This window comes from Pandoraea bronchicola, from assembly GCF_902459805.1.
Classification (GTDB): domain Bacteria; phylum Pseudomonadota; class Gammaproteobacteria; order Burkholderiales; family Burkholderiaceae; genus Pandoraea; species Pandoraea bronchicola.
This window is the reverse complement of record NZ_CABPST010000004.1, coordinates 161733-176441: the sequence shown is the minus strand read 5'-3', so window position 1 is coordinate 176441 and position 14709 is coordinate 161733. Positions and strand designations below refer to the sequence as shown.

Sequence of the window (14709 nt, the reverse complement as noted above, 5' to 3'; positions counted from 1 at the left end):
GAACTTCAGTTGAAATCCGGTATAAAGAGATCAAATTTTATTATTTTCAACTATTTAGATGCATGGGCTAGAATGTCGCCTTTGCGTCATATACCGAGTCAAGGCGGCGGCACTGCGGGTAGTTTCGGTAGTGGGGCTGCCATTTTTTTGCATGATCGAACTCCAGAACATTACCCAGCGTTTCGCTGGACCCAAGGGGCCGATCGACGCGCTTTCCAACATCAGCCTGTCGATCGAGCGCGGCGAAGTTTTCGGCATCATTGGCCGAAGCGGCGCCGGCAAGAGCACGCTCGTGCGTGTGATCAACCTGCTCAATCGCCCAAGCGATGGAACCGTGCGCGTGGACGGACAGGACCTGACGTCGTTGTCGTCGGACGACCTGCGTCAGGCGCGCCGTCGCATCGGCATGATCTTCCAGCACTTCAACCTGCTCAGTTCGCGCACCGTCTACGAGAACGTGGCGTTGCCGCTGGAGCTGGCGGGCATGTCGAGCACCGAGATTCGTGCGAAGGTGCTGCCACTACTCGAACTTGTGGGGCTGACGGCGCAGAAGGATCGCTATCCGTCGCAGATTTCCGGTGGTCAGAAGCAGCGCGTGGGTATCGCCCGTGCGCTGGCGAGCGAGCCGCAGGTGCTGCTCTCGGATGAAGCGACGTCGGCACTCGATCCCGAGACGACGCGCTCGATTCTCGAACTGCTCAAGCGCATCAATCGGGAACTGGGCCTGACCGTCGTGCTGATTACCCACCAGATGGACGTGATCAAGCAAGTGTGCGACCGTGTCGCCGTGCTCGACGCCGGCCGTGTGGTCGAGCAGGGCCGCGTGATCGACGTGTTCCTGCGCCCGCACCACGAAGTCACGCGCGCGCTCATCGGCGACGTGATCGCGCAGGAATTGCCCGCAGGCGTTCGCGAGCGTGTCGCCTCGCGCATTGGTAACGGTCACGACCATCTGTATCGTCTGGCGTTTTCCGGGGCGGGGGTGGATCAGCCGTTGCTCTCCGAGGCGATTCGCCGCTACGAACTCGATTTCAATATCCTGCATGGCCAGATCGACGAGATCCAGGGGCAGGCGTTCGGATCGCTCGCCGTCATGGCGGGCGGCACACCGGCCCGTGTGGCCGAAGCCATGGCGTTCCTCGCCAGTCAGGGCGTTGTCGTAGAGGAGCTGAGCCATGTGGAGTGAAATGTTCGATCTGTTTGTCTCCTCGTTCTGGGAGACGCTCATCATGGTCGGGATTTCCGGCGTGATCGGCGCCGTCGTCGGCGTGCCGCTCGGCGTGCTGCTCTATCTGACGGATCGCAATGGCGTGCTGCAGAACCTGCCGACCAATCGCATCGTCGGCATCATCGTCAACGCCGTGCGCTCGACACCGTTCATCATCTTGCTCGTCGCCGTGATCCCGTTCACGCGACTCATCGTCGGTTCGTCGATTGGCACGATGGCTGCCGTGGTGCCGCTCACCATCGCCGCGGCGCCGTTCGTGGCCCGTTTGGTGGAGACGGCACTGCGCGAAGTGGATCGTGGCCTGATCGAGGCGGCGCAGTCGATGGGCGCGACGACCGGTCAGATCGTCATGAAGGTGCTGCTGCCCGAAGCACTGCCCGGCATCGTGGCGGGTCTGACGATTACGTTCGTCAGCCTGGTCGGTTACTCGGCAATGGCCGGCGCCATCGGCGGCGGCGGTCTGGGTGATCTCGGCATTCGCTACGGCTATCAGCGCTTCCTGCCGGAAGTCATGATCACGGTGGTGCTGATCCTGATCGTCTTCGTGCAACTGGTGCAGACCTTCGGCGACTGGCTGGTGCGCCGTCTGAGCCATAAGTAATACGTCTCATATAACAACGTCGCCGGCGAACCGGCACTTTATCCACACGCGAGGTTTTCTATGCAACGTCGTACGCTTTTCAAGCTGCTGGCAGGTGTCGGTGCCGCCACGGTCTTCGCCACGCAATTCGCTGCACCCGCTGCCGCAGCCGATGCCATCAATCTGAAGGTCGGTGTCACGGGCGGCCCGCACGCCCAGATCTTCGATGAAGTGAAGAAGGTCGCAGCGAAGGACGGCCTGAACATCAAGGTCATCGAGTTCAGCGATTACGTGCAGCCGAACGCCGCACTGTCGTCGGGCGATCTGGACGTGAACAGCTACCAGCATCAGCCGTACCTCGACGCGCAAGTCAAGGACCGTGGCTACAAGCTCGAGTCGATCGCCAAGACGGTGATCTTCCCGATGGGCATCTACTCGAAGAAGCTCAAGTCGCTGGCCGATCTGAAGTCGGGTGACAAGGTGTCGCTGCCGAACGACCCGACCAACGGCGGCCGTGCGCTGCTGTTGTTGCAAAAGCAAGGTCTGCTCAAGCTGCGTGCCGACGCGGGGCTGAAGGCGACGCCGCTCGACGTGGTCGAGAACCCGAAGAAGCTGAAGTTCGTGGAGCTGGACGCTGCCCAACTGCCGCGCTCGCTCGACGACGTGGCCGTGGCCGTCATCAACACCAACTTCGCGATGGAAGCCGGTTTGAATCCGAAGCGCGATTCGCTCGCTATCGAAGACGCCAATGGCCCGTACGCCAATGTGCTGGTCATTCGCACGGCCGACAAGAACAAGCCGTGGGTGGCCAAGCTGATCAAGGCTTACCACTCGCCGGAAGTGAAGGCCTTCATCGAACAGAAGTTCGGTGGCTCGGTCGTCACGGCCTGGTAAGCGCCGGGCGGCCGCTCCGGTTGACGGAGGCGTCCCCAGCAACGGCAGCGCTTTGCGGCGTTGCCGTTTTTTTTGTCCTCGCGCCGGCGAGCGTATCCTTCACACGCAGGCATTCTCGCCCGGCGAGGTGCCGAGGTTCGCACCGTTGTGCGTTGTGTGGCAATTCCGGCGCTGTCACGGTTCTGTCAAATAACGGCGATAGCCTGAGTATCAAGAAAAAGAGGGTGCCTGCGGGTGCCGTCACAAGACGCGGATATGGGCCACAGAGCAGCTACCGCACGCGAAGCACGGGGAACAGGTGAGACACTTCATCGGAGCGCACTTGCCTTCGGCGCGCATGATTGCGCCCGACACATGCCCGCACAACGCATTGCTGTTTGCATGATGGCGGCGCACCGCACCGACTTACGGAGTCTCAGTTGAACCCTCCCCCGCCTGTCGCGATACGTCCGTCGGAGCGCTTTGGTGCCTCCGGTGCATCGCGCGATGCGAAATCCCCCTCTGCCGGTCTTTCCACGCCTTATGCCGATCCCGACGAGGGTGTATTGCTCGCCGAGCTTTGCGAAGGCATCGGTCTGACCTGCGTGTTTCAGCCGATTCTCGACTTCCGGACGTCGGAAGTTGCCGGTTATGAGGGGCTGGTGCGCGGGCCTGCCGGAACGTCTATTCACTCGCCGATGGCGCTGTTCGCCGCTGCGCGACGTCACGGTCTGCTTGGGCCGCTCGAACTGGCTTGCCGTCGCACGGTGCTGCGAGGTTTCGTCGAGCAGGATCTGCCGGAACGCCTGTTCCTGAACATCGGTCCCGTCACCCGCGCCCAACCCGGCGGTGGCGTCAGCGAATCGCTGGGGCTCGACGAGACATTTGCCATGCTCCAGTCGTTTCGCCTCGCGCCCGAGCGCGTGGTGCTCGAACTCACGGAGCACGCGCCTTCGCTCGATCTGGCGAGCACGCGGGCATCGCTCGCGGCGTATCGTGCGCTGGGTTTCGAAGTGGCCCTCGACGACATGGGCGAAGGCTACGCCAGCTTGCGACTCTGGTCCGAGCTGCGGCCCGATTACGTCAAGATCGACCGGCATTTCGTGGATGGCATCGACACAGATACCGTCAAGCTCCAGTTCGTGCGATCGATGCGCCAGATCGCCGAGACGAGCGGCACGCGGGTGATTGCCGAAGGCATCGAGCACGCCGAAGAACTGCAGGTGGTGCGCGATCTCGGCATCTTCCTCGGGCAGGGATATTTCATCGCGCGCCCCGAAGCCCAGCCGCAACGGGCCATCACGGCCAATGTGCAGGAAGTCGTGAACGAGCGCCGGGCCTACGTGCATCAGCAGCCGAGTCAGCTGGGCTCGGGCAATGTGACGCTCGAGCGCATTGCCGCCTATGTCGAGCCGGTTTCGCCCGATACCCGCAGCGAGGACGTGGTGGCGCGTTTCGAGAGCGATCCGGCGCTCGAAGTGTTGCCGGTGGTCGAGCGAGAGCGTGCGGTGGGATTGATCGGACGCGCGTCGCTCATCGGCCGGTTCGCCCGGCCCTTCACACGCGAGCTTTACGGACGCAAGCCATGCTCGGCGGTGATGGAGCCGCGCCCGCTCACGTTCGACAAGAGTGCCCGCATGGAGGACCTGAGCCGCATGATTGCCGAAGGGGCGAGCCGGCAGATCGCGGCCGGCTTCATCGTGACGGATCAGGGACGCTATTTCGGCGTGGCGCAAGGGCATGCTCTCATGCGTCACATCACCGATATGCAGCTCGACGCGGCGCGTTACGCGAATCCGCTCACCCTGCTGCCGGGCAATGTGCCGATCGACGACTACATGGATCGCATGATCGGCGAGCGCCAGTCGTTCCACGCCTGCTATGTCGATCTCGACAACTTCAAACCGTTCAACGACGTATTCGGCTACCGTCGCGGCGACGACCTGATTCAACTGGTTGCGCGTGTGCTCATGGCGGTGCGTAATCCCGAGCGAGATTTCCTCGGGCACATCGGGGGCGACGACTTTCTGATTCTGTTCCGCAGCCCGGACTGGGAAGCGCGCTGCCGCGAAGCGCTCACGCGTTTCGGTGAGGCGGTGACGGAGTATTTCCATCCCGACCAGATCGCCGCGGGCGGATTCGAGGCGGAAGATCGTCGTGGCATGGTCATTTTTCACCCGATCACGAGCTTGTCGATTGGGGTCGTGGCCGTTACCCCCGAGAGTTTTCCGTCGCATGTGGAAGTCTCGGCTGCGGCTGCCGACGCCAAGAAAATGGCCAAGCGCGCACTCGGTAACAGCCTGTTCATCGAGCGCCGGCGCGCTCACCGGTGAGCCTATGGGGCGTCGCGTGCCACAAAAAAGCCCGCCAGATGGCGGGCTTTTCGTTGCGCGGTGGCGTGATGCCGGGCGCTCAGTGCGAGAGTGCGGGCATGCCTTCCATGCCGGCTGCGTCCTGCTCACGTTCCTCAGCGAGGTACGGGGTGCGCCAGCCTGCCTTCACGCCCCAGTGATAGAACGCGAGCGACAGTGCCGCCACGATCGCCATGTCCCAGCCGTAGGGCAGCAGGCCGATACCGCCGAATTCCTTGCTGCCGGCATACGAGCACAGCGCCATCATCGGCAGATAACCGATCAGCCACCACGACGCCTTGAGGTCGCGGCGGAAACCTTGCCACTTGTCCTTCGCCTGATAGTAGAAGTAGACCGGCAGCGCCACAACCACCAGCACGATGATCTGGCCGGTGAGCGGCCAGCGGGCCCAGTACAGAATCAGCGACGCGCACACGAAGGCGAACGGCGCAATCAGCGACAGGCCGGGCAGCCGCAGCGGACGATGCATGTCGGGGACCGAGTGGCGCAGCGCCATCACGCTGATCGGGCCGGTCAGGTATGAGATCACCGTGGCCACGGAAATCACGGCGGCCAGCGAGTCCCAGCCACGGAAGAAGAACATGAAGACGAACGAGATCGCCAGGTTGAACCACATTGCCGGGCGCGGCACGCCATACAGCGGATGCACGCGGCCGAAGATTTCGGGCAACGTGCGGTTGCGCTCCATCGCGTAGATCATGCGGCTCGTGGTGGCCATATAGGTGGTGCCGGTGCCGCTCGGGCTCAGGAACGCGTCGAAGTACAGCACGATGGCGAGCCAGTTCAGGCCGAGGGCAATGGCCAGTTCGGCAAACGGCGAGCTGAAGCTCACCATCTGCCAGCCGCCCGCCAGTTGCTCGGGCGAGAGCGCTCCGATGTAGGCGACTTGCAGCAGCAGGTAGATGACGGTCGCGAGCAGAATCGAGCCGACCACGGCAAACGGAATGCTGCGGCCCGGATCGCGCGCTTCGCCCGCGAGATTCACCGGACTTTGGAAGCCATTGAACGCGAACACGATGCCCGACGTCGCGACGGCAGTCAGCACGGCCGACATGCCGTTCGGTGCAAAACCGCCGTGCTCGGCCAGGTTGAAGTTGCCCGGATGGAAGCCCGCAATCATCAGACCTGCAATGGTCAGCGCCGGAATCGCGAACTTGAACAGCGTGATTGCCGTGTTGGCGCGTGCGAAGAGCTTCACGCCCCAGTAGTTCAACATGAAGTAGACGATCACGAGCAGCGCGGAGAGCATGAGGCCGCTGGCAGTGAGCGTGCCGTCGACGAACAGGTTGCGCGTCCAGTCGTACGGCCAGGTGCTCATGTACTGAATCGACGCTTCGGCTTCGATGGGAATCACCGACACGATGGCGATCCAGTTGGCCCATGCCGCGATAAAGCCGACCAGACTGCCGTGCGAATAGCGCGAATAGCGCACCATGCCGCCCGACTCGGGGAACATGGCACCCAGTTCGGCGTAGGTGAGCGCGATGGCCAGAATGACGACGGCGCCGATAAGCCAGGCGAAAAGGGCAGCGGGGCCGGCGATCTTGGCGGCTTTCCACGCGCCGAACAACCAGCCGGAGCCGATGATCGAGCCGAGACCGGTCAACATCAGGGCGAACGGCCCGATGTTGCGCTTGAGGGATTGATTGTTATCCATTCGATGTCTTCTCCACGCCCGGGGGGAGCAGGCGCCGGCCCCGATGAGGGCGGGGCGGTGCGCTGCGCGAGGGCGGACAAACTGCCGGCAGGCCGGTCACCGTCACAAGGAGCATGACGGCGCGGGGGCGGCGCTGACGGGCACGACTTTGTTGATCGGCTTCGCGAATGTCGGCCGTTCCAATGTCGCCGCGCACGGGGGAGCGTGCAGAAAGCGAATTGGGGTCGGAGTCGCTGTTCGCGAAAAAAGCGCGATTCTACCCGAGGCGACCCGCGTCTGTGGGACTTTGTAACACTTTCCCAATGGCATCCGATTCGACGACGTTACGGCAAAATGCGTACAAGCCAGTCAGGACGCGGTTCTTGGAGTGGGAAAGTGCCTATTACAAAATATTAAAGGGTCAGATGAATATCACATGCCGGCAAGGCAGAGGTATTTCATTTCAAGGTACTCGTCGATGCCGTATTTCGAGCCCTCTCGACCCAGACCGGACTGCTTGACGCCACCGAAAGGGGCCACTTCGTTCGAAATCAGGCCGGTGTTGATGCCGACCATCCCGGCTTCGATGCCTTCGGCGACGCGCCAGACCCGTCCGACGTCGCGGGCGAAGAAATAGGACGCAAGACCGAAGTCGGTGGCGTTGGCCAGACGAATGCCGTCCGCTTCGTCCTTGAAGCGGAAGACCGGCGCCAACGGGCCGAACGTTTCCTCGTGCGCGACGAGCATGTCGGCGCTGGCATCGGCCACTACGGTTGGCTCGAAAAAGCGGCCGTGCAACACTTTGCCGCCGACCGTCACGCGGCCGCCTTTGGCGAGGGCGTCTTCGACGTGGCGCTCAACCTTCGTTACGGCAGCGTCTTCGATGAGCGGGCCGATCGCGACCCCAGGCTCGAAGCCGTTGCCCACGCGCAGCTTGCGCACTGCGGCGGTGAGTTTCTCCACGAACGTGTCGTAGATGCCTTCCTGCGCATAAATGCGGTTCGCGCAGACGCACGTCTGCCCGGCATTGCGAAATTTGGAGGCAATGCAGCCTTCCACGGCGGCATCTATGTCGGCATCGTCGAACACGAGGAACGGCGCGAGGCCGCCCAGTTCGAGCGCGACTTTCTTGATCGTCGGCGCGCATTGCGCCATGAGCGTCGCGCCGACCGGTGTCGACCCGGTAAAGGAGAGATGGCGCACGCGCGGGCTCGACGTGAGCACGTTGCCCACGTCCGACGAGTTTTTCGACGTCACGACATTGAAGACGCCCTTGGGCAGCCCTGCACGGTTGGCGAGTTCGGCGAGCGCCAGCGCGCAGAGCGGGGTGAGGCGAGCCGGCTTGACGACGATGGTGCAGCCGGCGGCAATCGCGGGGGCGATCTTGCGGGTGATCATCGCGATTGGGAAGTTCCAGGGCGTGATCGAGGCGCACACGCCGATCGGCTGCTTGAGCACCAGCATGCGCTTGCCGGCTTCAGGCGAGCCGAGCACGTCGCCGTCGATGCGCTTGGCTTCCTCGGCGAACCACTCGATGAACGACGCGCCGTAGGCCACTTCGCCCTTGGCCTCGGCCAGAGGCTTGCCTTGCTCGGCAGTCATGATGGCACCGAGGTCGTCCTGAGCCTGCATGATGAGGTCGAACCAGTGGCGCATGATGCGGGCACGCGCTTTGCCCGGCATGCTTCGCCATTCGGGCAAGGCGGCTTCGGCGGCCACGAGGGCGCGCTCGGTCTCCTTGGCGCCCAGGTCCGCGACGTGAGCAATCTCCGCGTCGGTGGCCGGGTCGTTGACGGCGAAGGTGGCGCGGGAGTCGGCTGGCGTCCAGGCGCCGTCAATATAGGCGTCGGACTTGAGCAGTTCGGGATCTTTCAGACGGGCTAGCGCGGGATGGACGTTAGCCGGTGCGCGCGAAGGCGTGGATTGGCGGGGGGATGACACGATCAGCTCTCCTCTCGATGACCGCGCGGCGCCGTCGGGGGGACAGCGTGCCGTGCGGGGGACGGAAACGGATACGGCTTGTCGGTTTGTCGGGTGCCAGCTTACTCCAATGCCATGCGCCGTTCGTGACGCGTGATCGCCGCAGGGGGTGAAGCGGTGTCGAAGGGCGCTGAACGAGCGATACCGGCAGCCCGATGGCCGCCGGTGTATCGCAATCCGGCTTGCACGGCCGGTATTACAGGCCGAGATCCCTATATAGAGCAGCCATGCGAGCGTCGACGTCGGCGGTCATTTCAATGGGACGCCCCCACTCGCGCGAAGTTTCGCCCGGCCACTTGTTGGTCGCGTCAATGCCCATCTTGGAACCGAGTCCCGCTTTGGGCGAGGCGAAGTCGAGATAGTCGATGGGCGTCTGGTCGACGAGGGTGGTGTCGCGGGTCGGATCGACGCGCGTGGTGATCGCCCAGATGACTTCCTTCCAGTCGCGGATATCGACGTCCTCGTCCACCACGACGATGAACTTCGTATACATGAACTGGCGCAGGAAACTCCACACTCCGAACATCACGCGTTTGGCATGCCCCGGGTAGGCCTTCTTCATCTGCACGATGGCCATCCGATAGCTGCAACCTTCCGGCGGCAAGAAGAAATCGGTGATTTCCGGGAATTGCTTCTGCAGCAGCGGAACGAACACTTCGTTGAGCGCCACGCCGAGCACGGCGGGTTCATCGGGCGGTTTGCCCGTGTAAGTCGAGTGATAGACCGCGTTGCGACGCATCGTGATGCGCTCGATCGTGAACACCGGAAACCATTCCTGCTCGTTGTAATAGCCGGTGTGGTCGCCATAAGGGCCTTCGAGCGCGTGGTCGTAACCCGCTGTCGCACCGCGCGACGGGGGGGGCGGGGCGCCCTCGGGTACGTCTCGCGCTTGCTCGGAAGGATAAATGAAGCCCTCGAGCACAATCTCGGCGCGCGCGGGGACACGCAACGACTCCAGCCCCGGCGTCACGCACTTGGCCAACTCGGTGCGACTGCCGCGCAACAGGCCGGCAAATTGATACTCGGACAGCGTATCGGGCACGGGCGTCACGGCGCCCAGCATGGTCGCGGGATCGGCGCCAAGCGCGACGGCAATCGGGAACGGCTTGCCCGGGTTCGCCTGTGCGAACTCGCGAAAGTCGAGTGCCCCGCCCCGATGGGCGAGCCAACGCATGATGACCTGATTGCGGCTGATGACCTGCTGGCGATAGATGCCGAGGTTCTGACGCTTGCGATGCGGCCCCTTGGTAATGACGAGGCCCCACGTAATGAGCGGGGCCGCGTCACCGGGCCAACAAGTCTGAATCGGCAGGCGCGCGAGGTCGACGTCGTCGCCCTCCCAGACGATCTCCTGACACACGGGGCTGCTGACTTCTTTGGGGGCCATATCCCACACCGCTTTGGCCATGCCGAGCAGCTTGCCCGCATCCTTCAGTCCGCGAGGGGGCTCGGGTTCCTTGAGCGTAGAGAGAAGGCGGCCGATGTCACGCAGCGAACCCAGGGCGTTCTCGCCACTGTCGATGCCCATGCCGAGCGCCACTCGTTCAGGGGTGCCAAATAAGTTGGCAAGCACCGGCATGTCGTAGCCGGTCGGCCGCTCAAACCACAGCGCCGGACCTGCCGCTTTGAGGACACGGTCGGCGAGCGCCGTCATCTCCAGCACCGGCGAGACCGGCACGTCTACGCGACGAAGCTGGCCGGATCGCTCCAGTTGCGCGGTGAAGTCACGAAGATCGAGATATTTCATGAAACAAACCGTTACCAAAAATTTTTACGAAATTCATACGTCCGGTGAAAACGGCCGTTTGAATTCGAAGAATGTCGGGGTGGCACCCTTGTAAACGCGGGGTGAGGCAGGGCATTTTACCGGTCAAGGCATCTGAACGTCACGGCAAAACAGCCGTTACAAATTACTTTTGGTAATGATTTTGACTAATAATAGTATTGACTGTTTATATGTGGCTGCTACAATCCGCCCGTTGAATCCAGAAAGGCGGCTTCGATGACGGGTAGGCCGACCCGCTCAAGCTTAGCGACAACTACAACATCGACGTGGATTTTCAGTGGCTGGTTTTCCCACCGAGGTCGGGATGCCAGTGTTTTAGGAAGCAGCGCGAGCGATAGCTCGTCAGCGCCGGGGACCTGAACAGGTCGGCGCGCTGCGGCGGTAGCGGCATCGTCAATGACAAACGCGATGCACCGCCTCGTTCCATATGCCGTAAATGAGCACTTAACGGGATGCCTGGCGGGCATACCGGCTCGTTTCCTTACGCCCCGGGGCCACCCCGTGGTGACGGCGTAACCGGAGTACGTAGTATGAAGAAGTCTGGTTTATCACCCTGGCTACTGGCCGCTATCCGTGCGTTCGGCGCACGCGGTGCGGCAGCGGTAGCTGCGGCTCGCCGCGATTGGCGTCGCCTTGCATGGCATGGCGGTCGTGTTGGACTGTATACGTCCAGCGCGGTCGGTCTGGTGGCTGTGGTCGGCACGCTGGCGTTGTGGGCACGACCGACGTGGCGCGCCGATCTGGCGTCGCACGTGGGCCCGCTGCTCGAGGCAGCCACCGGTTCGGCCAATGCGGCCAGCCAGGGCGCCAACGGCGGCACGGTCGCACAGGTTTCCCCGTCCGACTCGTCGATGACGGCGCAAGCGGCACAACACGTGCCATCGGCCGCTGTTCTGGCCGCTTACATCCCGAACCAACGTGTGGCCGCCGATGCGCGTGCCACCAAGGTGCTGGACACGCGCGAGCAGATCGCCGTGGCCGACTATCTGGCACGCCGCTATCGCGTGGCCGGTGACGTGACAGGCAATCTCGTGCGCGCTGCGTACTCGACGGGCAAGGAAGTCGGACTCGATCCGCTGCTGTTGCTCGCGGTGATGGCCATTGAGTCGGGCTTCAACCCGTATGCCGAGAGCACTGTCGGCGCACAGGGCCTCATGCAGGTCATGTCGAAGGTGCATCAGGACAAGCTTGAATACTTCGGCGGTCCCGAGGCAGCACTGCATCCGCTCGCCAATATCAAGGTGGGGGCATTGATCCTGAAGGAATGCATCGCACGTGGCGGCTCGCTCGCCGGTGGTTTGCGCCTGTATGTGGGGTCGACCAGCGCGGGTGACGGCGGTTATGGCGCCAAGGTGCTCGCCGAGCGCGATCGTCTGCGTGGCGTCACCATGGGACGCAAGGTCTCGCCGAACGCGCCGCAGGCGCCGGTGATCGTCAGCTCGGCCAAGCCGTCGGCGAAACCGGTCTCGGCAGGCAAGTCGGACGAATCGACCGGATTGACCGGATCGAACGGTTCGGCGCCTGCGCCATCGGCGTCGACGTCGGCAGGCAAGGCCGCTGCGGCTGCCAAACCGCTCGAAGCGGACGACAGCACCGCCGCCTGATCGAACGATCGACCTCGGAAGATGCGCCACGGCCGGCGTGTCGCCTTCGGGCAAATCATCCTCGGCAATGCGCGATACCTATCTATATAGAGAGGCGACGCGCAGCCAACAAAAAACCCATCGAAGCGATTCGATGGGTTTTTTGTTTTGCGCAGGCACGACGGCGGGACGACAGCGCATCCCTCGGCGGAATCAGCCCGCCGCGAAGACCTTTCCGATCCGGTCCATCGCCTCGTGCAGCTGCGCGAGCGACGTGGCGTATGACAAACGGATGTATTGACGCGGTTCGGCAAAACCGAAGTCGAGTCCCGGTACGAGCACGACGTCTGCCTGCTGAAGCAGCGACTGCGTGAGACGGTCGCTGTCGGCGGCGTGCGGGTGCGATACGCCGGAGCAATCTGCGTAGACGTAAAATGCGCCGTCAGGCATCACGGGCACCTTGAAGCCGAGGCGTTCGAGCGCCGGCACGACGAAATCGCGGCGTTCGCGGAACGCTTCCTTGCGCGATTCGTAAATCGCCAGTGTTTCCGGGAGGAAGCAGGCCGTTGCGGCATGTTGCGCCACGGCGGACGGGCAGATGAACAGATTCTGCGCGAGCTTTTCGAACGTCGGCACCATCGACGGCGGCACGACCAGCCAGCCAAGGCGCCACCCCGTCATATTGAAATACTTCGAGAAGCTGCTCACCACCAGGACGTCGTCGCCGAAGGACAGTGCCGTGGTCGGCTTGCCATCGTAGGACAGGCCCTGATAAATCTCGTCGACCAGCGTGAAGCCGCCCCGTGCGCGCACGGTCTTGACGATGCGGGACAGCTCGTCCGTTTCGATGGACGTGCCCGTCGGGTTCGACGGGGAAGCGAGCAATACCCCCTTCGTTGCCGGACCCCAGTGGGATTCAATGCGCTCGGCCGTCAACTGGAAGCGCTCTGCGGGGCCTGAGGGGATCAAGACCGGTTTGCCGTCGAACGTCGAGACGAAATGACGATTGCACGGATAGCAGGGGTCCGGCATCAGCACTTCGTCTCCCACGCCCACGAGCGCCGCGCAGGCCAGCACGAGCGCAGCGGACGCGCCCGCCGTCACGACAATGCGTGCCGGGTCGACATCCACACCGTAATAGCTGCGGTAGTAGCTGGCGATGGCCTCGCGCAGGGCAGGGATGCCCATGGCACCGGTGTACTGCGTCCGCCCATCGCGCATGGCCTTCGCTGCCGCCTCGATCACCGCGTCGGGCGCCGTGAAATCCGGCTCGCCAATGCCCATGTGAATCACATGATGTCCCGCCTTTTCTCGCAGCGCCGCCTGCTTGGCTAGCTCCATCACGTGAAACGGGGCGATGTCGTCGACACGTTGCGCGAGTTTGAGCGTGGGGGGGGCGAGGTCAGGGGTGCGATCCATGATGTCGGGGGGAGACGGAACGAGTGGGTGAGGGGCGGGAGGGGCGGGAGGGGCTGGCGGGGCGGGTGCCCGGGGCTGGTGGCTACCCCGTTCGGCTTATCCGGCAGGCCTCGTCAGGCCCTAACGGACCTGAGATGCCTTGCCAAGCTTTGCCAAGCGTCAGGCGCTTTTGCCGCGACCGCCGTTGCGATTTGCGGCGACTTCATCCGGACGCACTTCCGCCGAGAACTTGTCGAGGACACCGTTCACGTAGCGGAAGCCCTCGACACCGCCAAAGGTCTTGGCGAGTTCGACGGCCTCGTTGATGACCACACGGTACGGAATGTCCAGGTGGTGAATCAGTTCGTAGGCACCGATGACGAGCACCGCATGCTCGACCGGCGACAACTCGGCGGCCGGGCGGTCCAGGTACGGCTGGAGTTGCTGCGACAAGGCGTCCGCTTCCCGGATGCTGCCGTGCAGCAGTGCATCCAGGTGGGCACGGTCAGCCTTGTCGTAGCCGGGGGTGGTGCGCAGGTGCGCATCGATCTCACCCGCGTGGTCGCGCGAGAGCAGCCATTGATACAACCCTTGCAACGCAAATTCGCGCGCGCGGCGGCGAGCACTCTTCATTACCGATCTTCCTCTTCTTCGTCGTCTTCATCCGATCCGTCGTCGTCGCCACTGAGCATGTCGATGGCTTCGAGCAGATTGGCCATTTCTACCGCCACACGGGCAGCATCGCGGCCCTTTTCAGCGGCGCGCCCTTCGGCCTGTTCGTCGTTTTCGGTCGTGAGCACCGCGTTGGCGATGGGGATACCGAAATCGAGACCGATGCGCGTAATACCGGCACCGCTTTCGTTCGAGACCAGCTCAAAGTGATATGTCTCGCCGCGGATGACCGCGCCGAGCGCGATGAGCGCGTCGAACTGGCCGCTTTCGGCCATTTTCTGCAATGCCAGCGGAATTTCCAGTGCGCCGGGCACCGTCACGAGCAGCACGTCTTCGCCGTCGACGCCAAGGCGGTCGAGTTCAGCCACAGCGGCAGTGCGCAGCGCCGTACAAACGGCGTCGTTGAATCGTGCTTGCACGATACCCACGCGCAGGCCTTCACCGTCGAGTTCCGGCTGGTATTGTCCGATGTCCATAATGGGCTTCCTCTAAAAAAGTACCGTCCAGGCGGTGCAGCCAACGTTGTGCCGACATGCCCGAGACAGGCAATGCTCGGCAAGATGATCCCTCGCCGCCGTTCGCCGGCAGGGGATCGATACAG

11 protein-coding genes are annotated in these 14709 nt (G+C 63.2%); 5 read left to right on the top strand and 6 right to left on the bottom strand.

The window, feature by feature from the left end; genetic code table 11:
• Window positions 1-151 precede the first annotated feature (151 nt).
• The 4 genes from PBR20603_RS10860 to PBR20603_RS10845 all read left to right on the top strand — a co-directional run bounded on the left by PBR20603_RS10860 (window position 152) and on the right by PBR20603_RS10845 (window position 5014).
• Window positions 152-1186 (top strand): methionine ABC transporter ATP-binding protein, encoded by a 1035-nt coding sequence (locus PBR20603_RS10860; protein ID WP_150559539.1) that lies wholly within the window; start codon window positions 152-154, stop codon window positions 1184-1186.
• On the top strand, window positions 1176-1829 hold the full coding sequence (locus tag PBR20603_RS10855) for a methionine ABC transporter permease (RefSeq protein ID WP_150559538.1): 654 nt from the start codon (window positions 1176-1178) through the stop codon (window positions 1827-1829). The genes PBR20603_RS10860 and PBR20603_RS10855 overlap by 11 nt, the downstream gene beginning before the upstream one ends.
• Window positions 1830-1889: 60 nt before the next feature.
• Window positions 1890-2702, top strand: coding sequence for a MetQ/NlpA family ABC transporter substrate-binding protein (locus PBR20603_RS10850; RefSeq protein ID WP_150559537.1), 813 nt, complete (start codon window positions 1890-1892; stop codon window positions 2700-2702).
• 419 nt (window positions 2703-3121) lie between these two features.
• Entirely contained in the window at window positions 3122-5014 is a 1893-nt protein-coding gene (locus PBR20603_RS10845) for a GGDEF domain-containing protein (RefSeq protein ID WP_150559536.1), read from the top strand.
• A 79-nt stretch (window positions 5015-5093) separates the two neighbouring features.
• On the opposite strand, the gene PBR20603_RS10840 is transcribed toward PBR20603_RS10845, so the two are convergent.
• The 3 genes from PBR20603_RS10840 to PBR20603_RS10830 all read right to left on the bottom strand — a co-directional run bounded on the left by PBR20603_RS10840 (window position 5094) and on the right by PBR20603_RS10830 (window position 10416).
• The gene (locus PBR20603_RS10840) at window positions 5094-6710 is read right to left on the bottom strand and encodes an APC family permease (RefSeq protein WP_150559535.1); all 1617 of its coding nucleotides are present in this window, start codon (window positions 6708-6710) and stop codon (window positions 5094-5096) included.
• 411 nt (window positions 6711-7121) lie between these two features.
• Entirely contained in the window at window positions 7122-8630 is a 1509-nt protein-coding gene (locus PBR20603_RS10835; RefSeq protein WP_150559534.1) for an NAD-dependent succinate-semialdehyde dehydrogenase, read from the bottom strand.
• 235 nt (window positions 8631-8865) lie between these two features.
• The gene (locus PBR20603_RS10830; protein WP_150559533.1) at window positions 8866-10416 is read right to left on the bottom strand and encodes a UbiD family decarboxylase; all 1551 of its coding nucleotides are present in this window, start codon (window positions 10414-10416) and stop codon (window positions 8866-8868) included.
• Window positions 10417-10985: 569 nt separating this feature from the next.
• On the opposite strand from PBR20603_RS10830, the gene PBR20603_RS10825 reads away from it, so the two are divergent.
• The gene (locus PBR20603_RS10825) at window positions 10986-12059 is read left to right on the top strand and encodes a lytic transglycosylase domain-containing protein (protein WP_150559532.1); all 1074 of its coding nucleotides are present in this window, start codon (window positions 10986-10988) and stop codon (window positions 12057-12059) included.
• A 192-nt stretch (window positions 12060-12251) separates the two neighbouring features.
• Here PBR20603_RS10825 and PBR20603_RS10820 read toward each other — a convergent pair whose 3' ends face one another.
• The 3 genes from PBR20603_RS10820 to ribH form a co-directional block, all read right to left on the bottom strand.
• The gene (locus PBR20603_RS10820) at window positions 12252-13457 is read right to left on the bottom strand and encodes a pyridoxal phosphate-dependent aminotransferase (RefSeq protein WP_150559531.1); all 1206 of its coding nucleotides are present in this window, start codon (window positions 13455-13457) and stop codon (window positions 12252-12254) included.
• 159 nt (window positions 13458-13616) lie between these two features.
• The gene (gene nusB / locus PBR20603_RS10815) at window positions 13617-14069 is read right to left on the bottom strand and encodes a transcription antitermination factor NusB (protein ID WP_039375864.1); all 453 of its coding nucleotides are present in this window, start codon (window positions 14067-14069) and stop codon (window positions 13617-13619) included.
• A complete protein-coding gene (gene ribH, locus PBR20603_RS10810; RefSeq protein WP_150559530.1) occupies window positions 14069-14584 on the bottom strand; it encodes a 6,7-dimethyl-8-ribityllumazine synthase in 516 nt (171 codons plus the stop codon). The genes nusB and ribH overlap by 1 nt, the downstream gene beginning before the upstream one ends.
• Between the last annotated feature and the right edge of the window lie 125 nt (window positions 14585-14709).